We start from the raw sequence: 20,073 nt of genomic DNA, 5'->3' as shown, positions 1-20,073 counted from the left end.
GACTCATCCTTTAGTTTTGAGACGTTGCCTGAGTAACAGGCTCAACCACTAGGGCAATGTTTTCTCGGCAGATAATTCGAACTTCACAACCCACGGCAATAATACTGCCATCGCCAAGAGCAGGCCATTCGCTCCCTTGAAACTCAACCCGCCCCGTTGTTTGTCCGGGACCGATAGTTTGTTTTACACGAGCAATTTGATTGTAGATGTCGAGTTCTTCATCGGTATTATCGACATGTGAATCGCCCCCTACCAGTCTTTGGGTTAACTGCCGAAAGCTCAACAACAAAACAATCGCGGAAATAAACCACAATGTCATACTCTGCACTATGCCTTCCACTAACCCGATACCCAATGCGCCAGCAACAACCAAACAGGCAGCTCCCAGCAATATCACTATACCACCCGGAACAATGAGTTCGGCTAACATCAAGATAATACCAATAACTGACCACATTAAAATTGGATTTGAAAGCTCCATATCCCCCCCTAAAATGAGAGTACCCGTTGCAGCACTATAGCAGTAGACACATCAATGTGCGACATAATATGTCAAAATTTACGTTAAATATAAGCTGCTATAGATATCACACTGTCAAAAAATACCGCGATGAAATTTATCAAATCACTTCTTTAGTTGTTTTAAAATTAAGCATAATCAATTCAAAAAGATAGCTACCATTTAAGTAAACGGATGTCACTTAAAACATAAAAACACTAAAAATCAACTAATTAAACCATTTTAATTACTGATTTTGATTATGTGATTTTGACAACAACATTCGATAAAAACTTTGAATAAATGTGAATTTTTGCATATATTGCCCGCACTTTTTATCTAGACCTTTGACCCGCAGCAACCGCAGTGTTTGACCTTACCCATCAAACTGTGCCGACGTCAGAGCGAGGATTGAGTACAACACTATTTAGCCTCTACCTCTACAACAGGAAATAACAATGAAAAAAACATGCCTATGTCTAGCATTAATGCTTTCTCCTCAAGCATTTGCGGGTGACTTAGTACAGTGGTGGGATTTCAGCGCTACAGCCCTTTATGGCGAAGACTACGATTTAGCGCCATCAGACAAACAAGCCACTATTACCTTAGAAACTGCAGGCGGTTGGAAATACGGAGATTGGTTTGCCTTCCAAGACTTTATCTATTTCAAAGGCAACCACACGGGCATGGATAGCACCACCTATGGTGAAATTTCCCCACGCTTTAGTGCGAGTAAAATTCTTGGCGAGAAAATCGCTTTTGGTCCAGTGACTGATTTATCTTTAGCCCTAACCTATGAAGAAGGCGAAGGCCCAGTTCATAGCCTGCTTTATGGTCTAGGCGTTGATGTCGCCGTACCTTATTTCACTTATCTTAACTTTAATACTTACCGTCGCGATGCAATGAGCACGGGCAACAATAGTGATGGTTGGCAGTTTACCCCAGTATTTCGCATCGATATTCCCGTTGGTTCAGCCAACATAGTGCTCGATGGCTTTATCGATTGGGTGTTTGCGACAGACAAGGATGGTTATGAAGAGAACTTCCACTTCAACCCACAATTAAAATACGACCTAGGTAAGAGTCTATTCGGTGAACATAAAGCCAATAAACTGTTGGTAGGTATCGAATACGATCTGTGGACCAATAAATACGGCGTAAAAGGTGTAGATCAAGACACTTATTCTGTGATTGCTCAATACCACTTCTGAGCTGTATTAGCGCCGTTTTTAAGCCATAAAAAAGGTGCCATTGGCACCTTTTTCATTTTAATCACTCACTTTGCAGGGGAGTGTTACTTAGCTTAATCCAAACTAGGCTAACAATTTTTTCGCGGCAGCAACCACGATAGAAACCGCACTGACTTCCGTTTTCTTCATCGTGGCTTCATCAGGAATTTCTTGCTGAGTACGGTTTACAATCACACCCGCCACACAGGCAGCACGCCAACCTTGAGTTGCACACATAGTAAACAGCGTCGCAGACTCCATTTCATAATTCAGTACGCCCATTTCCTGCCATTCTTTCATTGAACCAGCAAAACGGCGCATAACACGGCCTGTAACAGTGTCATAGCGCTCTTGACCTGGATAGAAGGTATCTGAAGATGCCGTCACACCAATATGTGGCTCTACACCCGCATCGCGACATGCGGCAACCATGGCCGTAGTACATTCAAAGTTGGCAACCGCAGGAAACTCCATAGGCGCAAAATGCAAGCTAGCACCATCTAAACGCACAGATGCTTGGGTCACAATCACATCACCCACATTCACATGGGGTTGAATTGCACCTGTTGTTCCTACACGCAGGAAGGTGTTTACACCTAGCTGAGCTAATTCCTCAACGGCGATAGATGTCGACGGACCACCGATACCGGTTGAGCAGATAACAACAGGCTTACCATCGGCATACGCTAAATAGCTTGTATACTCGCGGTGGCTTGCAAGAAAAGTCGCATTGTCCATTAACTCAGCAATACGTTTTACACGCTCTGGATCGCCTGGCACGATTGCCAAGGTTGCACCATCGAGCATTGCTTTGGTCAAACCTAAATGAAATACATCAGCCATTGTGAAAACCCCTTTCATTTTTGATAATTAAATTCTTATAAAATCGACTTTAACCTAGTATCGAAGCGGTGAAGGTTAACTTGATCACAGAATTATCGGCAAGAAGTAATTGTCTATTCGTAATGTAATTACCAAAACGCTTACAGTCTGATCACAAAGATAGCAAATCTTCCTCAATTCTGGATGAATGTCTGATTTATGTAAAACAAAGTGTGAACCAGATCTAACTTACGCGCTATAGACTACAATTATGATTTTAGAGCGTGCAGGCATCTAGGGATATTTTCACCGTGATTTGACGTTCTTTATATACGAATCTACACATAAGTTTGCTGATTTAACGAAATGTCGGCGATATGAACGTGAAAATATCAATAAAGCCCTTACCATTGGATTGATAGCAGATAAACATAAATCCCCCTTTAGTATGAGCCGAAAGGCAAATGAATATTGATCTAAGTCACAATTCAACCAGCTACATAAGGTTAGGGTTAAAGAGAACAAGACATATAGTAAAACGACAAGGAGAAAGCCAATGTTTCCAGAGTACAGAGAGCTCATTTCCACCCTAAAAAATCAAGATGCCCATTTTCAGCGTAAATTCAATGAGCACAATCAGTTAGATGAAGAAATAAAACAACTGGAAAAACGTGTCGGCAGTGATTTCAATCCTGCGGTGAAAGAACTCAAAAGCAGAAAGCTACATCTAAAAGAAGAGATCTATCAAATCCTTAAATCCCATAACTAGCCTTGTTCGCTAAGTTAACAATAAGGGCGCCTAAGCGCCCTTTTTAATTCTATTTCAAAAGCTTATAAATAATAATCTTTCAGCGGTGGAAAACCATTAAAACATACCGCTGAATAAGTGGTGGTATAAGCCCCTGCGGTTAACCAATACATACGATCACCAATGGCTAAGTCATTCGGTAAGCCATAGCTGTAGTGCTCATACATAATATCGGCACTGTCACAGGTTGGCCCAGCAATGACACATTTATCCAACTCACCCTTTTTCTCGGTATAAATTGGAAACTTAATCGCCTCGTCCATGGTTTCAATTAAACCCGAGAACTTGCCCACATCGGTAAACACCCAACGCTCTAAGGCTGTGTAGGATTTTTTACTGATCAGCACCACTTCAGACACTAAAATGCCCGCATTAGAAATCAATGAACGGCCCGGCTCCAGAATAATTTGCGGTAAATCATCACCAAAATCTTCCTTCAGGAAGTGAGTGATCTGCTCGGCATACACACCCAACTGATTGGTTTTATCAATATAGTTAGCAGGAAAACCACCACCCATATTAATCATTTTCAGCGTGATATTGTGCTCATCGCGCAGACGGTCAAAAATGCTTTTCACTTTGCCAATCGCAGAATCCCAAGCGCCGATATCGCGCTGCTGTGAACCCACATGGAATGAAATACCGTAGGGTTCTAATCCGAGTTCCTGCGCCAATACCAATAGCTCATAGGCCATCTCATTTTGGCAGCCGAATTTACGGGATAACGGCCAATCGGCAGTGTCTGTCCCTTCGGTTAGAATGCGGACATAAATGCGAGAACCTGGTGCTTCTTCGGCGATCATGCGTAAATCGGCTTCTGAGTCTGATGCATACATACGCACACCACGCTCATAAAATGCTCGCACATCTTGGCGTTTCTTAATGGTATTGCCGTAACTCACACGGTCGGCAGTAACACCGACATTCATGACCATATCTAGCTCATAGATCGAGGCGATATCAAAGTTTGACCCTTTATCTTTTAATAAAGATAAGATCTCGGCCGCAGGGTTTGCCTTGACTGCATAATAAACGTTGGCATAAGGAAAACTATTAACCATGTCATCGTATTGTTTCGCAATGATACTGGTATCGATCACCACGAACGGGGTTGCTTTGTCTTTGGCAAACGCTTCAATACGTTTGAATGTGTCCATATCATAATAATCAGCAACATCAATAGATTGAAATTGGCTCATTGGGCCAGAGTCTCCTTTGGGTCAGGTCATAAAAAGTGGGTATGAGTCTTAAAAACGTGCGCAGTAAACGATATTTTTCCATTTTACGCAACGAATTTTTATGCTGAATAACTAACTTTTTATGCCATTTAATTTTAAGGGGATATGTCATCCAAAAAAGTATTTGTAAAACAGATGATTATGCATGCAAACCCGAAGTGAAATTTGCACCTAGTTGGAGAATAAAAAGTGAATTTTTTACGATGTACTTAAATCAGGGATGGATAAGCGAGAATATCCATCCCTAACAAGCCTACTCAAGTGGACTATTTGAAGATGACAAAACCGCGACGCAGTAAGCCAATCACTGTGTCACATTTATTTTCGTGAGCGCTTGGCTCAATGCTTCACTGGAATCAAAATAAGCGATATCGAGAATATTGCGGTGATCAAGCAAAATCATCGTCGCCATATCCTTTGTGTCTGGCAGCATTTGGCTTATCTCACCTTCTCTATCTAGACCGATTGAAAAAGGTAATTCCTTCATTTGCGGTACCGCCACAAACTTAGCAATTAAAGAAGGCATACCACTAATATCAGCGACATAAACTAAGTGATTGGGAAACTGTGTTTCACTTAACGGTTGTAGCGTTTCTTTAATAATATCACCACCTTTCATACTGCGGCTAAAGAGTACTACACGGGTATCATCGGTGACTTCAATTGATTTATCATGCTGATCAACCAATGAAATAGGATTGATAGTATCCCCAGTTACATAACTAGCAGCAAATGCCCATATTGGGGTTAATAGGCAAGACACACATAACAACAGCGTTTTCATAAACACTCAACTCCATATTTGGATAGATGAACAGCATACCCGACTCCCCCTATTGGCTCATTAAAGCAACTGCGATTACATGATACGCTTCACAATGTATGGCAGCTAAGCATGGAATAACCTTTTTAGGTTATACTCATACGATTAAATTTATTACAAGGATATCAAAATGATAGCACCAGGACTGGATCAAGAATTACAGCAATTACAGGGCGTTTATCAACTGATCACTGAGTTTTTAGTCACCTATAGCTTTCAGTTACTTGGTGCTTTATTGATCTTTTTATTAGGTTTATGGGTTGCGAGTAAAGTCTCCCGTTTAGTCGCCAAACAGTTTGAAAAACACAATATTGATATCACCCTTAGCAACTTTGTCAGTAATCTTATTCGGATTCTGATTATTGTTATGGTGGGGATTATCGCCCTAGGCAAAATCGGTATTAGTGTTACTCCAATGGTGGCAGCTATTGGTGCGGCCTCTTTAGGTGCAGGCTTAGCTTTGCAGGGCATGTTATCCAACTACGCTGCAGGCGTAACTATTATCGTAACCAGACCGTTTGTAGTCGGAAATACTATTGAAATTAAAGGCGAAAGTGGTGTTGTTAAACGTATTAATTTAGGAATGACGATACTGACGAATGAAGAAGGTGAGCAAATCAGTATCCCGAATAAACATATCGTCGGTGAGATCCTACATAACTCTTTTAGCAATAAACTGGTCGAAACCCAGTTTAATCTCAGTTACAGCACAGATCCTGAGCATGCAATCGCAGTGATTACAAGCCAACTCACTAATAACCCTTATGTTCATCAGGAAACGACACCTAATATCGGCATAAACGGTTTTAACGCGGTAGGAATTGAAATGGGGGTGCGTTACTGGGTGCCAACCCAGAGCTATTTTCAGCATAAATATAAGGTCAATCTTGATTTATATCATGCACTTAAAAACGCAGGAATTGAGATAGCTTGCCCAATGAAAGAAATTCACTTACAAAATAAATAGCCCAAAATCATAGGTCTAAATCATTCAATTGGTCGACCTTAGTTAAACAGTAAACTTGCATTTTAGTGATAATCCAAGTTTACTGTGACTCCAAATATCGATAGTGACGGACTACTATGTTGTTGATACTCATAATTATTGCGTTTGTTGTATTGTTTATTGTTTTTGCTAAATATCAAAAAAAGCAAGCGCAAGCTAAGGCGCTTGCCGCAGGTGAACCTACGGCGCAACTCAATCATGGCCTAACGCTGATTAACCAAGGCGAAGTCAACGCTGGCCTAGATTATATTCAGCAGGCAGCCGATAAAGGCTTAGCCGTTGCCGCCATTGCTATGGCCGAACTTTATTCGGGTCGATTCCCACAAATCCCCGCCGATCCCAAGGCATCTAACGATTGGTATAAAAAAGCCGCCGAAATAGAGCCTCAATATTTACCCATGCTCACACTACCTAATTTGCTCTCTTCGCAGTCGCAAACACCCGATGAGTTAATCGCACAGGTAGAACAGCTCAAACCTAATGCCGAAGCGGGGCAAGCCGAATTTCAATATGAGCTTGCTTACTTGTATCTAAGCCAGCCCTTTCTCGATCCCGATGCTAGCCAAGCAATTTACTGGTTCGAAAAAGCCGCCGCACAAGAAAACCAAAGAGCCTATTACCATTTAGCCACACTCTACTGGCATGATGAGCGCGTCACTTCGGACTATATCAAAGCACGTGAATACTTTGAGAAATCCGCAGCCGCTGGTGATGAATTAGCAAAAGATGATCTAGGGCATATGCTTGCTGCAGGCCAAGGTGGACCTAAAGATTTAGCGCGTGCAGAGGCATTATTTAGCGAGCGCGCCGCAGACGATGATTTCCGCCAGTATTATCTTGGTAAACGTTTCCTCTACGGTGAAGATTTTGCTGTCGACTATGACAAGGCGTGCCATTGGTTAAGCCAATCTGTCGCTAGAGGTAATGACTTCGCTAAGATTGAATTTGCTCATCTTTTACTGAAAGCGCCACAAAATGAAAGTGATTACCAACAGGCTAAAATTGACTTTGAAGAATTCGCACTTAAGTGGAATGAAGACGCAATGCTAGGCCTAGGCAAGATTTATGAGCAAGGTTTAGACGTGAGTCGCCAACCGATTAAAGCGTTAATGTATTACCAGCTCGCGGCCATGAGCAATAGAGCCGATCATCTAAAAGAATTAGCCAGATTCAGTCAGCAACTAGGCACCTTAGAGATAAGAGAGGCTGAGCGTCTACGTGACAGTTTCTTGCATCAGCATCCAATCCCCGCTGAGCAACAACAATATTTTTATTCCTATAAGGCTGAATCATTTTTAAGTGGTGAAAAACCCACTCAAGAGGCTCTACAAGCGGCAGAAGCTTGGTACATCAAATCGGCAGAGCTAGGTAATGAAATTGCTATGCGGGAACTGGTCAATATTTACGGCGCGGAACAATTAAATAAACCCATACAAATGTTTATTTGGTCTAGTTTATTGCTACGTCATTTTGGTAAATACGGGATGAATAGCGTTCAACGGCTGCATCAAAACACCGCAAAATCATGTTTAACAGAATCCGAACTTGCCTACGCTGAAACTCAAATTGAGACCATAGAAAGCAAACTTGCCCCCTTTATTGAATCGGAAGATTAACCCGCTCAGGTTTGGTCAGATAAAGCTGACCAAACCATCATTTATCTCGCTCGTATAAAACCAAGCGCAAAAGCCACCTTCACACTACAATCTTTATATCGGTCCTAGCTATGCTTCTAAATCGTTAAAAAAATAGAACATAGTCTGACTTGCCATAACACCATAAAGAGTAAAGTCGCCCATTCAGATAGGCAAAAAAATGAAGTTGACTGTGATAACTAAGCTGTTAACGATGATTATCTTTTCATCCTTATGTTTGCCCAAAGCAGCAGCCGCAGTATCGCCAATTGTTTGGCAAGCGCACTGCCGCGATAGGAGCCCCATCATTTATTTTGAACAAGGTGAATGTAAAGGCCCCGGTGCCGCGGTGATAAATGAAGTATTCCGCCGCCTAGGACACAGAGTACATTGGACTGATGTTCCATGGGCAAGAACAATCAAAGTTGCAGAGGCTGGTCAGGTTGATCTCATTCCCTCCCATTCAATGACCACAGAACGAGAGTCCTTCCTCGACCCTATGCTACTTGGCTACGACAAACGATATGTCTATTACTACGCGCTGGCGAGTCAACCGACGGCTATTCGGGAGTTCAATGAACTCACCCCTTATATCATTGGAGCATTAAGAGGGACATTTTATAGCACGCAATTCAATGAAAATATGAATCAACTAAAGGTTTCATTTGTTAATACTAACAGCCAGTTAATTAATATGCTCAAAGCGGGCCGTATTGATTTAGCAATTAGCTCTGAGCAACATGAAATGCATATTTTTGCCAATGATCCCATGCTAAAACAGATGGAATATGTCGATATCAGTAAAAATGGCCGCTACTTCAGCATTCCATTAGCGTCACCACGACACAAATATGCAAAGCAGGTTCATCAAATCGTCGACCAAATGCGTACCTCGGGTGAAATCACGCGTCTATTTGAATCCTATGGTGTCGAGCTACCACTTAATCTCACTGAATCACCTACCGCCACTCACTAATCAATACTCAAATTAACCCTGTCATCATAGAAACAAAAAGACAATTAGACTCAACTTTATCTTAATTTTGCCCTAATTTGTCTTACTGACTGGCTCAATACGGTAGTTTAAGTCTGTTTATAGTCTAAATCATCTGATTTTTATGGCATTTATTTTGCCTAATCAAGCCATGTTCAATTGTGGCAACCTCTATGACTGCGGGCAAAACCCCAACCCATTGTACGACTCAACCATTAAACCGTGTACTCGGTGAAACCAGTGGCGCTTTTGCCGACTTAGGTACTTTTTTACCTTTAGTGTTAGGGCTTATCGCCCTTAACCAGTTTTCCCCCCAAGGGATATTTTTAGGCTTTGGCGTATTCGCGATAATAAGTGCATTTTTTTACCGCCGCCCTATGCCAGTCCAACCGATGAAAGTCATCGCTGCACTGGTGATCGCCCAAGGCTTAACCCCTGGGATGCTACAGGCCAGTGCCATGTTAATGGGCATTATCCTGTTAATCTTGGCCTTTAGCGGCGCCATCACTTGGCTTGCTAAACAATTATCCCAAGCCGTGAGTGTGGGAATTCAATTGGCGATTGGTCTGCAATTGATGTGGATGGGTGCCAAGATGATGAGCGACTTTTGGCTCCTCGGGCTAGGCGCATTTATCTTGTTATTTGTGAGTAAATTCTTGCCATTACGCTACCTTGCCATGCCACTCGTTATCACCGCAGGCATGATCTGGCAAGCCAATAGCCAAACCGACATGGCCACCAGCCTGAGCATTCCCGCCGTGAGTGCATCTTTACATTTGGCTTGGCCGACACTAAACGAATGGAGCTCGGCCGCGATTTTGCTGGTGTTACCGCAACTGGCGCTCACCTTAACCAATGCGGTGATTGCAACCTCGGTTATGGCGCGGGAAAAATTCCCTGAAGATGCCGCCAAACTTACCCCTAAAAACTTAGCGATTAGCTCTGGGCTGGCGAATCTATTGCTCGCACCTTTTGGTGCTGCGGCCATGTGTCATGGCGCGGGAGGACTCGCGGTGCAGTACCACTTTGGCGCCCGAACTCACCTCGCACCACTGATTTTTGGCGGCACTTGTCTTATCATTGCCCTGTTTTGGGATAACCAAATGGCTTGGCTACTTGGGCTGATCCCAGTAGCGATTCTCGGCAGTTTACTGTCTATCGGTGGATTACAATTAGCCTGGTCAAAACGCCTGCTCGACGGCAAGCCTTTCTGTATCTTTGTGATCTTATCTACCGCCGTGACTTGCCTTGCCATTAACGCGGCGGCAGGGTTGGCCGTGGGAATTATTCTCGAACAAGGTCGCCGCACTTGGGCCATCGCTATGCGCTAATATGGCTTTCTCGCATTGTCACTTCGACGCTATTCCCGTGGTAATACTACGGTGACAATGCAACCTTGCTGCCAAGGTAATGCTGCTTCGGTGGTGCAATCTTGGCAGTTTTCAATTTGAATACTCCCGTGATGGCGGGTAACCACATCCTTACAGATCGCCAAACCTAGCCCTAAACCTTCATCCTTGGTTGAGGCGAAAGATGCCATCAACTCACTCGCCTGCCCCTGTAGACCTTCACCATTATCAATAACGAATACTCTGATTTCATGCGGCAAATAGTAGATATCAATCCATAACTGCCGCACCCGAGTATCACCACAGGTTTCTAGCGCATCTAGACTATTTTTCACTAGATTGACCCACATTTGGCTTAAACCCACACTATCACCCGTAAGTTCAAATGGCTCGCCCTGTACTCGTACATTCACTTGTACATTAGCCCTATCTAACTCTCGCCGCAGTAAAGCTAAGGCTTCTTTCACCACCAACGTAATATCTAAAGGTTCAGTCTTAGCTTGGCGCCGTTTAAGTAAGCCGCGAATACGATGCACAACCGCTCCTGCGCGAATCGATTGAGCATTAATTTTTCCAAGCACATCATAAAGTTCGGGATTATTTTGCCCAAGCCTTTCCAGTTGTAACATGGCACCTTCACTGTATTGGGTGATGGCTGCTATAGGTTGATTAAGCTCATGGGCAAGGCCTGCGCCAATTTCCCCCAAAATCGCCGCACTTTGTAACCGCTCTAGTTGCAGTGCCTTATCCTTTAGTTGCCGCTCTGTACTGATTAAAAACTCACTCTTCTGGCGAAATTTATATTCAAGCCAAAGGTGATAAATAGTTGAAACAATAAAAATCAGTAACAACACTCCGCCCCATTCTTTATTTTTTTCCATCCATTTATAAACGGTTTGATAAAGCGGTGGTGAAGCCCCCTGTAGTTGTAGTTCTTTGAATAATTCAATGACTTTTAACTGGCTAACGGGCGCTGTCCAGCCCAACGTATCGGCGGTAATCGCAGCCACATGGTCAGGAGGTAAATCAAATAAAGCGCGGGAGATCTGCATAGTAATCCTCGGGGAAACAGTATCTGCCGCAGCAAATGACCAACTGGGATACAACTGGGTACTTACCTCACAGTCATACCCTGCGGGCTTAGTCGGGTGGATCACTCGAAAATCAGCTTTATTAATCAGCCCTGTCTCAATCATTTCTTCTAAGGTACAAAAGGGGGCTATGGCTGCATCGGCGCTACCATCACGCACCTGATAAATCAGCGGTTCTAACGGGAAACCTAAAAAACGCACTTGCCCAAAAAACTGCTCTGGTAAAAAACCCATTTTGTGCAGCAATCCCATGGCTGCCTGATACCCCCCTAAGGCCTGCGGATCGGTTGCGACCACATTTTTACCCCGTAGATCCTGTAGGGTTCGAATTGGGCTATCAGCACGTACAATGATAGTTGCACCTATCGTGAAAGTGCTGCCTTGATGCTTACGGCTCTTCATCGTCGCTAGCCAAGATAGCGGAAAATTATTACTTAAGTGTAAATACTGCCCTGGGTTGGTCACAATAAACTGCAAGTCATGGCTAAGTAAGCCACTACTCATACCATTAAAATCAACTGGGACAACTTCAAAATGGCTATTAGGTACTTGTTCACTGAGATAATCCATCATAGGTTGCCAACGCTGCTTAGCCTGCAATACACCGTGGTTCGCCAGAACACCCACCTTAAATAAGTTCACTTCGGTCGCTTCATCGGCATAGCTCAAACTCACATAGCTCAACCCTAAAAGTAATAAATAACCGATAGCTTTAAACATTAAGCGCATCTCTTTTGCCTGAGTAATACCAAGACCTTAACTGATAAAAAGACACTAAGCTGTGAAATGCCACCAAACTCTCACCCCACTGTAAAATGAATATTGTGATTTAGTGATATACCTCCCAAGACACAGGGTTAATCTTGAGCACTACACCTTCACGGCTTAAGCTGGTTAGGGCTTGTTGAGGTATGGAGATTTTATGTTTGGCGCTGTAACTCACCAAAACAATCAACAAGCCCTAATAATCTGCCTAATAACACAGGATATATATGCTCACTAAGCTGCCCCTTTATCTTGTCGATGACGATGACGCCATTTTAGATTCACTTGGCTTTATGCTCAGGCAATTTGGCTACCAAGTACAAACCTTTAATAATGGTCGAGACTTTCTCGAACAGTGCCCACTATCTGAGGCTGGCTGCGTAATTTTAGATAGCAGAATGCCTGAAATTACGGGCCAAGAAGTACAGCAAAAACTGATAGAAACCCACAGTCCACTAGGCGTGATATTTCTCACAGGTCACGGTGATTTACCTATGGCATTGAGTGCTTTTCGTAAAGGGGCCTGCGACTTTTTTCAAAAACCCGTATCGGGCAAAGCATTAGTACAAGCCATTGAAAAGGCTCAGTGCGAGAGCCTCGCAACCTTTGAAAAGCAGAGCTTACAACATAAGTTTGACCAACTCACCGAACGCGAACAGCAAGTGTTAGCCCATGTAATCCAAGGCATGACTAACAAGCAAATCTCGGAGGCAATGTTTTTATCCCTACGCACGATTGAAGTTCACCGTGCAAAAATCATGAAAAAACTTGAAGTAAACAATATGGCAGAGCTAGTACAGCACTTAGGCAATCTGAATTCTGTCTTATAAACGGTGAACCAATATTAAGTGCGCAATAAATGGCATTCCCATGAGCGTATAAGTTCTAATCAAAAAACCTTCTATTGCACTAATTGATGAGAGTTAAATATTAATTTTACCTAAATTGGCTTAGATCTAATTACCATTTAACAAAACTGGAATAAGAGAGTTTGATTTGTTACCTTTGCCCTAAATCACTGTAAATTTAACGAAATTACCGATGGACAATCTCATAATAAAACCCGGTTATGTCACTCAATTCCAATGTGTTGGACCTGAATGCGAAGACAGCTGCTGTTACGATTGGCGAATATCATTCGATAAAAAGAGCTATAAAAATACGATTAAACATCCATTGTTAGCAACAACAGCAAAAAGCGCATTTATTGAAACCAAAAAAAGTACAAGCGATTGGGCTGACATTAGACTTAATGAGCAAGGTGCATGTCCATTTGTTAACGAACATAAGCTTTGTGACATCCACGCAAAAGCGGGTGAACAGGCCTTAAGTCATACATGTAAAACTTATCCAAGGATCCACAAGGTCATTGGCGGTAATAAATACGAAAGCCTCTATCTATCTTGCCCAGAAGTCACTCGTTTGGTGTTATTTAATCCTAATGCCTTCCAATTTGATTCTAATATAAGTGGCATAAAACAGCCTTCTACACCAAGTCCTATTTGGCTAGAAAAAACCCATGAATACAGTCTCGACTTATTAGTCAATCTGGGGCTTGATTGGGAACAAGTACTGCTAGCCATTGGGCTATTAATCAAGGTCAGTGACCAAGTTCGTCAAAATATCTTACCGATAGAAGAGCTAGATAAGCGCTTACAGCAACTAAAATTATATGCCCAGTCAGGCGCATTGGCAGAGCAATATAAGAACTTACCTTATTCCCCACAGCCGCAGATGCACGCTTTTATTGCAGTCCATAATGAGTTGTGCAAAACCCACTCGAGAGGTGTGAGAGCAAGATTTACGTCGTTAAATCAGGCGGTTGCCGCACTATGTAACGAAGAAAACAACTATCAAATTGATGCGTTGAATCAAGCATGGGCAGAGCATGCAGTACCTGCATTGATTAGCCATACGGATCTTTTTGAACGATATATTTTGTATTCAATTTACCACCACCACTTCCCCTTAATAGACTCACAACAACTATCTTGGGAAGCATTCCGTTTACTCGTACTCGATTGTTTCATGATCCGCAGCTATTTATCTGCAATAGCCTTTAAAAATAAAGGACTATCTGAAAGTGATATTGTTATGTGTTTTCAGCTTTATCAAGTAGTTAGGCAGCATAAAATTGAGTTTACCCAAAGTATGAGCAAAACATTAGAGGAATGCGGAATAGACAGTGTGCCAGCTGCAATTTGCCTTTTAAAAACAAATATCTAAACGCATAAACAGCACCACACAATAGTAAGAAGAGAACACTATAGCGAAGCAATAACACAGGTGTGAATCTTCACTTTACAATATAGATTTACCCTGTCGTGTGGGCCTGTAGTGCATAACAAATTCATCCTGCCTGCGACAAGCTGTCGCAGTTTGTGCATTTGGCTTTGTTAAAAATCGTATCAAAGCGCACACTCTCGCAATAGGTTCTTTCCTCTGTGCCCTGCTGGCGCTCAAGAAATCCACTGCTTTTGAACCTTCACCCCGAGAGCCTGCCAGTGCCCTCGGGGATTTTTTTATATGTTTGATTTTCGAGTTTCTTTACCTCAGAAAAACACCCACAATAGAATGGAATAATTCAGCACTGGGCTCACACTGCGGACGGGTTATATAATTGACGGCCATTTCAAATGATAAGACCCATGGCAGCCTATGTTCAAATCCTTCATATTCATCATTTTTAGTCTATTTTTATTAACCTCTATTGGCGGCTGTGTTGGGCCATTAAATGCGAAATGCGATGCAAACTCGCCTTACAGCACACAAGAATGCAATGCCGCAGACGCCGCGGTTTATGTTGCTGCCGCCATATTAGAAGGCCCAGATAAAAGTCAAACGTGTAACGATATGTCCGGCAAAGCAAAACAAGACTGCCTCGCTCAGCAACAAGCACTGAAAGAATCATTAGAGAAACATGCACGGAAATCGCATTAAGGAAGAATAAATGAAAGCTTCTGTTTTTATTGCCGCGACCCTCGACGGTTATATCGCGACGCCCGATGGGGATATCGACTTTTTAAATCAGCACCCCAGTACTAATCCCGATGAAGACTTTGGTTATCATGCTTTTATCGACACTATCGATGCGATTGTAATGGGACGAAAAAGCTTTGAAAAAGTCCTCTCCTTCGATTGTGATTGGCCCTATATGAATATCCCAGTGTTTGTATTAAGTCGCAGCGGCATAACAGTACCGTCGGCGTTAAGTGAGCACGTACAAGTGCTTAATGGCGATGCGGCAAATATTAGCAAGCAACTCAGAGAGCGTGGCTTCAAACATCTCTATATCGATGGCGGCCAAACAATCCAAGGCTTTTTAGCGGCAGGGCTAATTCAGGAACTCACGCTCACTCGCATCCCCACTTTACTGGGTAAAGGTATTCCGCTCTTTAGTGACGTACCCCAAGCCATACCATTAATGCCAATCCACACGCAGCAATATGACAATGGTTACGTACAAACCCGCTATCGTGTTATAGACAACACGGCTTTATAAGCCGTTTACATTCGGCAGATGGCATTGAAAGGTAAAGTTCTGGCTTGCCATCTTACAGCAGTCTCATGTAACAACAATGTTAAACAACTAAATATTATCAATGGCTTACTGATTGCAAATCAAAGTTCCGTTAGAATATTGTCCTCTAACAGATAGGTGAGCAATATGAGTCGTTTGCAGTCCTCGAAGGGCTTTACGTTAATTGAGCTGGTTGTGGTCATTATCATCCTTGGGATCTTGGCCGTCGTCGCAGCACCACGGTTTTTAAACCTAGGCCAAGATGCTCACGATGCCAGAGCCAAAACCGCATTTGCGGCCTTTACCTCTGGTGTTAAGCTTTATCACAGTTGCTGGCTTGCGGGCGGTCACTCTGGTTATATCCAAGATCTCGCCTGTTATGGTGATGGAAAAATAGATTCAACCTCCACTGGATTTCCACTCGGTATCGATACGGCAAGTAGCAGTAATGCAGGAACCCAATTACAGGGCGAGTTTTGCGGTGAGCTATGGCACAACCTAATTGGAAACAATGAATTTGTCCTGGCTAATCACTTCGACTGGCAGCAAGTGCCCAACACTGACATTGTTTATTGGTACAGTGGCGGCCCAATAACTAATCCAAATACCTTTTGCTATTTCAATTATGTCTCAGATGATCGTCGTTTAGGCAGTGAAAATTGGGAACTCAAATACTATCCCCTTAATGGCCACACTGAAGTGGGTCGATCCACTCTTTCCCAGTAACCGCCTATTTTCCCCGCGAAAAGAATGCCAAAGATCGCAAACTCCTTTGGCTTTTCTTTCTACAACTTGAATTATTGTCATCTATCCCCATATCTACTCCATCATCCACCGCATGATTTGTCATGGCGGGCCAGAGAAGAGGATTCAAAAGTGACCACTATCGTATCAGTACGCCGTAATAACCAAGTTGTCATCGCCGGCGATGGACAAGTCTCCCTAGGCAATACCGTGATGAAAGGTAACGCCAAGAAAGTGCGTCGCTTATATCACAACAAGGTATTAGCCGGTTTTGCTGGCGGCACCGCTGACGCCTTTACCCTATTTGAGCGTTTTGAGGCCAAACTCGAAATGCACCAAGGCCATTTACTGCGCTCGGCCGTTGAGCTTGCCAAAGATTGGCGAACCGATCGCATGCTGCGCAAACTCGAAGCTATGCTAGTGGTGGCCGATGCGGAAGCGTCGCTTATCATCACAGGCAACGGCGATGTGGTACAGCCAGAGTATGACTTAGTCGCCATTGGCTCGGGTGGTAATTATGCCCAAGCGGCGGCGCTGGCACTGTTGCAAAACACCGAATTATCGGCACTCGAAATCGCAGAAAAGTCCTTAACTATTGCCGGCGATATTTGCGTGTTTACCAATCAATTCAAAACGATTGAAGAACTCAATTACTAAACAGCCCGTGAGGAATATTATGTCTGAAATGACCCCCCGTGAGATTGTCCACGAGCTGGATGCACACATTATCGGCCAGAAAAAAGCCAAACGCTCCGTTGCCGTAGCCCTGCGTAACCGCTGGCGCCGCATGCAACTAGATGCCGACTTCCGTCAAGAAGTCACCCCCAAAAATATTCTGATGATTGGCCCAACAGGTGTGGGTAAAACCGAAATAGCCCGCCGTTTAGCCAAACTCGCGAATGCGCCTTTTATTAAGGTCGAAGCCACTAAGTTCACCGAAGTGGGTTATGTCGGTAAAGAAGTCGAGCAAATCATCCGTGATTTGACCGATATCGCCATCAAACTGACCCGTGAACAACAAATGGGCAAGTGCCGTCAGCTCGCTGAAGAACATGCCGAAGAGCGCATTCTCGACGCCCTGCTGCCTAAGCCGAAAAATGACTGGGAAAGCACAGACACCGACACGGGTTCCAACACCCGCCAAATCTTCCGCAAGAAACTACGCGAAGGTCAATTGGATGATAAGGAAATCGATATCGATGTGGCACAGCCGCAGATTGGTATTGAAATCATGTCGCCACCGGGCATGGAAGAAATGACAAACCAACTGCAAAGCCTGTTTAAAAACATGGGCCAAGCACCGGCAAAACGTCGCAAGATGAAGATCAAAGAAGCCTTTAAGCTATTGATCGAGGAAGAAGCCGCTAAGTTGGTGAATCAAGAGGATTTAAAAGAGCAAGCCATTGAAATGGTTGAGCAACACGGCATAGTGTTCCTCGATGAAATCGATAAAATCTGTAAGCGCGGCGAAACCTCAGGGCCAGATGTTTCACGCGAAGGTGTGCAACGTGACCTGCTGCCGCTGGTTGAAGGCTGCACTGTGACCACTAAACACGGCATGGTAAAAACAGACCATATTCTGTTTATCGCCTCTGGCGCGTTCCAGATGGCAAAACCCTCGGATTTAATCCCTGAATTACAGGGACGCCTACCTATTCGTGTTGAGCTAGATGCACTCTCTGCCGATGATTTTAAACGCATTTTGACCGAACCACACGCCTCGCTCACCGAGCAATATGTGGCACTCATGGGGACAGAAGGCGTTAAGGTCGAGTTTACCGAATCTGGCATTGAAAGCATTGCCAAAGCCGCATGGCAAGTCAACGAGCGCACCGAAAATATCGGCGCCCGTCGTCTGCATACTGTGATGGAAAAGCTAATGGAAGATATTTCTTATGAGGCTTCCGACAAGTCTGGCAGCGCCTTTGTGATTGATGCCGATTATGTGAGTGCCCACTTAGATAATCTGGTGCAGGACGAAGACTTAAGCCGCTTTATTCTCTAGTGCGCCCCCGTTCATCGCCAAGCCCAAACAACTTGGCGATGAACGACAACTCAAAAGCAAAAGTGTGACTTAAACGAAAAAGCCTCCTCCCAGAGATAGACAGCTCTGGCTTACCCTTTGTATCCTTGGCGGCAAGCGGTTACATTAATCAGGCGTTATTTTAATGAGTCCTTATCTTATCCCTAGCATTTTCTGGTAACCAACCTATGACCACAGCAAGCCCCAATGTCATTGATCTTAAACTGAAACGTAAATCGCGCATTCTAGAAATCAGTTTCGATAATGGAGAGCAATATCAACTTAGCTGCGAGATGCTCAGAGTCTACTCGCCCTCTGCCGAAGTGCATGGTCACGGCAACCCAAAGCTGGTCACCCATAAGAAAAACGTCAATATCACCAGCATCGAACCGGTTGGTAACTATGCGGTAAAAATCGTCTTCGATGACGGCCACGACACAGGCCTATTCTCGTGGAAAGTACTCTACGATCTCTCCACCCACCAAGTGGAGTTATGGGAAAAATACTTAGCTCGCCTACGCGCTGAAAAAGCCTCGCGCGAACCGCTGATCTCGATGAATATTAAGTACAACTAATCGGTTGAATAGCCTAGTATTGCCCAAGGAGATTGCTCTGTTTTCTCCTTGGGCCATAACACCAAAGCCTTACTGACTAGGGCATCTAAGGAAAGATAATGTCGGAAAAAGTCCCCTGCACAGCCTGCCAAACCTTAATCATGCCCAGCACCGCCGAGCGAAACGCGGGCTTATGTATGCCCTGTAAAAATGGTAATCGAGAAAATATCGAGCAGGCAAAAGCCTATTATCAGCAGGAGCGGGAATTAGATAAAACTTGCCCTTTTAGAGCACTGTGGCGAGATATTGTGGTGAGGGTGCACGACGATAAGCAGGGTTTTCACACGCTAAGCGAAGCAGCGCAATACTATTACGCAGTCAATTGCCTATCTGGCGAAGTCTATAACGGCGGCTTCATTCAATATTTCGATAACTCATCGGGCGAGCATTATGAAGTTGCCGAGCGCGGCCTTCAGCAAATAGGCGCTTTGCACTCGTTAGCTCTATTACAACAAGCCAAACAGGCGGTATTTGGCGACCATCCAGTCCCCACCAATAGAGACCAGCGTCTGGCCGCAACTGATAATCCAATAGCCGAAGCACGACTCAATCAACTCGATGATGAGTTTTATAAAGACTTGGATAATCTTGATATCAAGCTAGAGAGCTATGCGCGACAAACTGGGTTGGTTAACGCCATCGAATGATTGCGGGTTTATTATAAGTACTTTAAGCAAGTAATTAAGCGTTGCGTTAACTTAAACTTTCAGTAGTCTTTTTAAGTTTAAAGTCGTGGGGCTTCACCCCCTGATTTTTATAAAGAGTCGACCAAGGAGGACTGCTCGTCCTATCCTCCTTGCCCAATCCCAAATCACAGCGATAAAACTTCCCCTGTAAAACCACCTTCAGATTGATCCCAACCACCCATATCATCGTATCCCCAATTGCAAAGATCATTCACCAGAGCCCACCTA

At 43.8% G+C, this 20,073-nt stretch carries 20 protein-coding genes; 15 read left to right on the top strand and 5 right to left on the bottom strand.

Annotation, left to right across the window (positions count from 1 at the left end):
- Window positions 1-10: 10 nt before the first annotated feature.
- On the bottom strand, window positions 11-481 hold the full coding sequence (locus MZ182_RS02395; protein WP_011790867.1) for an NfeD family protein: 471 nt from the start codon (window positions 479-481) through the stop codon (window positions 11-13).
- A gap of 476 nt (window positions 482-957) precedes the next feature.
- Here MZ182_RS02395 and MZ182_RS02390 point away from each other — a divergent pair, with 476 nt between their 5' ends.
- Window positions 958-1,710 carry an outer membrane protein OmpK gene (locus tag MZ182_RS02390; protein WP_011790868.1) on the top strand — a complete coding sequence of 251 codons (753 nt, stop codon included), beginning with the start codon at window positions 958-960 and terminating at the stop codon, window positions 1,708-1,710.
- 102 nt (window positions 1,711-1,812) lie between these two features.
- On the opposite strand, the gene udp is transcribed toward MZ182_RS02390, so the two are convergent.
- Window positions 1,813-2,571, bottom strand: coding sequence for a uridine phosphorylase (udp, locus tag MZ182_RS02385; protein ID WP_317233124.1), 759 nt, complete (start codon window positions 2,569-2,571; stop codon window positions 1,813-1,815).
- Between the two features lie 535 nt (window positions 2,572-3,106).
- Between udp and MZ182_RS02380 the strand changes: the two genes are divergently transcribed.
- Window positions 3,107-3,319, top strand: coding sequence for a YdcH family protein (locus MZ182_RS02380; RefSeq protein ID WP_011790870.1), 213 nt, complete (start codon window positions 3,107-3,109; stop codon window positions 3,317-3,319).
- A gap of 62 nt (window positions 3,320-3,381) precedes the next feature.
- Here the strand turns inward: MZ182_RS02380 and MZ182_RS02375 are convergent, their stop codons facing one another.
- Both MZ182_RS02375 and MZ182_RS02370 read right to left on the bottom strand, forming a co-directional pair.
- Complete coding sequence (locus MZ182_RS02375; protein ID WP_011790871.1) at window positions 3,382-4,557, bottom strand: type III PLP-dependent enzyme; 1,176 nt, start codon at window positions 4,555-4,557, stop codon at window positions 3,382-3,384.
- A 343-nt stretch (window positions 4,558-4,900) separates the two neighbouring features.
- Window positions 4,901-5,380: a hypothetical protein gene (locus MZ182_RS02370; protein ID WP_011790872.1), complete on the bottom strand. Its 480-nt coding sequence runs from the start codon at window positions 5,378-5,380 to the stop codon at window positions 4,901-4,903.
- 169 nt (window positions 5,381-5,549) lie between these two features.
- Between MZ182_RS02370 and MZ182_RS02365 the strand changes: the two genes are divergently transcribed.
- The 4 genes from MZ182_RS02365 (at window position 5,550) to MZ182_RS02350 (ending at window position 10,384) form a co-directional block, all read left to right on the top strand.
- Window positions 5,550-6,386 (top strand): mechanosensitive ion channel family protein, encoded by an 837-nt coding sequence (locus MZ182_RS02365; RefSeq protein ID WP_011790873.1) that lies wholly within the window; start codon window positions 5,550-5,552, stop codon window positions 6,384-6,386.
- A gap of 116 nt (window positions 6,387-6,502) precedes the next feature.
- Entirely contained in the window at window positions 6,503-8,041 is a 1,539-nt protein-coding gene (locus MZ182_RS02360; RefSeq protein WP_248068636.1) for an SEL1-like repeat protein, read from the top strand.
- 199 nt (window positions 8,042-8,240) lie between these two features.
- Complete coding sequence (locus MZ182_RS02355) at window positions 8,241-9,035, top strand: substrate-binding periplasmic protein (protein WP_248068633.1); 795 nt, start codon at window positions 8,241-8,243, stop codon at window positions 9,033-9,035.
- A gap of 191 nt (window positions 9,036-9,226) precedes the next feature.
- Entirely contained in the window at window positions 9,227-10,384 is a 1,158-nt protein-coding gene (locus MZ182_RS02350; RefSeq protein WP_248068630.1) for a putative sulfate/molybdate transporter, read from the top strand.
- A gap of 29 nt (window positions 10,385-10,413) precedes the next feature.
- Here MZ182_RS02350 and MZ182_RS02345 read toward each other — a convergent pair whose 3' ends face one another.
- Window positions 10,414-12,222, bottom strand: a complete 1,809-nt coding sequence (locus MZ182_RS02345) for a PhnD/SsuA/transferrin family substrate-binding protein (protein ID WP_248068627.1) — start codon at window positions 12,220-12,222, stop codon at window positions 10,414-10,416.
- Window positions 12,223-12,485: 263 nt separating this feature from the next.
- On the opposite strand from MZ182_RS02345, the gene MZ182_RS02340 reads away from it, so the two are divergent.
- The 9 genes from MZ182_RS02340 to MZ182_RS02300 all read left to right on the top strand — a co-directional run bounded on the left by MZ182_RS02340 (window position 12,486) and on the right by MZ182_RS02300 (window position 19,806).
- On the top strand, window positions 12,486-13,088 hold the full coding sequence (locus tag MZ182_RS02340) for a response regulator transcription factor (protein ID WP_011918560.1): 603 nt from the start codon (window positions 12,486-12,488) through the stop codon (window positions 13,086-13,088).
- Window positions 13,089-13,299: 211 nt separating this feature from the next.
- Window positions 13,300-14,484, top strand: coding sequence for a flagellin lysine-N-methylase (fliB, locus tag MZ182_RS02335; RefSeq protein ID WP_025008524.1), 1,185 nt, complete (start codon window positions 13,300-13,302; stop codon window positions 14,482-14,484).
- 432 nt (window positions 14,485-14,916) lie between these two features.
- Window positions 14,917-15,198, top strand: coding sequence for a hypothetical protein (locus tag MZ182_RS02330; RefSeq protein ID WP_011790879.1), 282 nt, complete (start codon window positions 14,917-14,919; stop codon window positions 15,196-15,198).
- 10 nt (window positions 15,199-15,208) lie between these two features.
- Window positions 15,209-15,760, top strand: coding sequence for a dihydrofolate reductase family protein (locus tag MZ182_RS02325; RefSeq protein WP_248068624.1), 552 nt, complete (start codon window positions 15,209-15,211; stop codon window positions 15,758-15,760).
- 165 nt (window positions 15,761-15,925) lie between these two features.
- Window positions 15,926-16,504 (top strand): type II secretion system protein, encoded by a 579-nt coding sequence (locus MZ182_RS02320; RefSeq protein WP_248068621.1) that lies wholly within the window; start codon window positions 15,926-15,928, stop codon window positions 16,502-16,504.
- 150 nt (window positions 16,505-16,654) lie between these two features.
- On the top strand, window positions 16,655-17,179 hold the full coding sequence (gene hslV, locus MZ182_RS02315; protein ID WP_011918556.1) for an ATP-dependent protease subunit HslV: 525 nt from the start codon (window positions 16,655-16,657) through the stop codon (window positions 17,177-17,179).
- A gap of 19 nt (window positions 17,180-17,198) precedes the next feature.
- The gene (gene hslU / locus MZ182_RS02310; protein WP_011790883.1) at window positions 17,199-18,527 is read left to right on the top strand and encodes an HslU--HslV peptidase ATPase subunit; all 1,329 of its coding nucleotides are present in this window, start codon (window positions 17,199-17,201) and stop codon (window positions 18,525-18,527) included.
- 206 nt (window positions 18,528-18,733) lie between these two features.
- Complete coding sequence (locus MZ182_RS02305) at window positions 18,734-19,120, top strand: gamma-butyrobetaine hydroxylase-like domain-containing protein (RefSeq protein ID WP_014609736.1); 387 nt, start codon at window positions 18,734-18,736, stop codon at window positions 19,118-19,120.
- A 98-nt stretch (window positions 19,121-19,218) separates the two neighbouring features.
- Entirely contained in the window at window positions 19,219-19,806 is a 588-nt protein-coding gene (locus MZ182_RS02300; RefSeq protein ID WP_248068616.1) for a DMP19 family protein, read from the top strand.
- Window positions 19,807-20,073: the final 267 nt, after the last annotated feature.

Origin of the sequence: Shewanella sp. JNE2 (assembly GCF_023159115.1) — a bacterium.
Lineage (GTDB): Bacteria > Pseudomonadota > Gammaproteobacteria > Enterobacterales > Shewanellaceae > Shewanella > Shewanella putrefaciens.
This window is presented reverse-complemented; position numbering and strand designations above follow the sequence as displayed.

Coding starts and splice junctions, on each gene's coding strand:
- MZ182_RS02395 (WP_011790867.1), bottom strand. CDS start 481: ATGGAGCTTTCAAATCCAATTTTAATGTGGTCAGTTATTGGTATTATC.
- MZ182_RS02390 (WP_011790868.1), top strand. CDS start 958: ATGAAAAAAACATGCCTATGTCTAGCATTAATGCTTTCTCCTCAAGCA.
- udp (WP_317233124.1), bottom strand. CDS start 2,571: ATGGCTGATGTATTTCATTTAGGTTTGACCAAAGCAATGCTCGATGGT.
- MZ182_RS02380 (WP_011790870.1), top strand. CDS start 3,107: ATGTTTCCAGAGTACAGAGAGCTCATTTCCACCCTAAAAAATCAAGAT.
- MZ182_RS02375 (WP_011790871.1), bottom strand. CDS start 4,557: ATGAGCCAATTTCAATCTATTGATGTTGCTGATTATTATGATATGGAC.
- MZ182_RS02370 (WP_011790872.1), bottom strand. CDS start 5,380: ATGAAAACGCTGTTGTTATGTGTGTCTTGCCTATTAACCCCAATATGG.
- MZ182_RS02365 (WP_011790873.1), top strand. CDS start 5,550: ATGATAGCACCAGGACTGGATCAAGAATTACAGCAATTACAGGGCGTT.
- MZ182_RS02360 (WP_248068636.1), top strand. CDS start 6,503: ATGTTGTTGATACTCATAATTATTGCGTTTGTTGTATTGTTTATTGTT.
- MZ182_RS02355 (WP_248068633.1), top strand. CDS start 8,241: ATGAAGTTGACTGTGATAACTAAGCTGTTAACGATGATTATCTTTTCA.
- MZ182_RS02350 (WP_248068630.1), top strand. CDS start 9,227: ATGACTGCGGGCAAAACCCCAACCCATTGTACGACTCAACCATTAAAC.
- MZ182_RS02345 (WP_248068627.1), bottom strand. CDS start 12,222: ATGCGCTTAATGTTTAAAGCTATCGGTTATTTATTACTTTTAGGGTTG.
- MZ182_RS02340 (WP_011918560.1), top strand. CDS start 12,486: ATGCTCACTAAGCTGCCCCTTTATCTTGTCGATGACGATGACGCCATT.
- fliB (WP_025008524.1), top strand. CDS start 13,300: ATGGACAATCTCATAATAAAACCCGGTTATGTCACTCAATTCCAATGT.
- MZ182_RS02330 (WP_011790879.1), top strand. CDS start 14,917: ATGTTCAAATCCTTCATATTCATCATTTTTAGTCTATTTTTATTAACC.
- MZ182_RS02325 (WP_248068624.1), top strand. CDS start 15,209: ATGAAAGCTTCTGTTTTTATTGCCGCGACCCTCGACGGTTATATCGCG.
- MZ182_RS02320 (WP_248068621.1), top strand. CDS start 15,926: ATGAGTCGTTTGCAGTCCTCGAAGGGCTTTACGTTAATTGAGCTGGTT.
- hslU (WP_011790883.1), top strand. CDS start 17,199: ATGTCTGAAATGACCCCCCGTGAGATTGTCCACGAGCTGGATGCACAC.
- MZ182_RS02305 (WP_014609736.1), top strand. CDS start 18,734: ATGACCACAGCAAGCCCCAATGTCATTGATCTTAAACTGAAACGTAAA.
- MZ182_RS02300 (WP_248068616.1), top strand. CDS start 19,219: ATGTCGGAAAAAGTCCCCTGCACAGCCTGCCAAACCTTAATCATGCCC.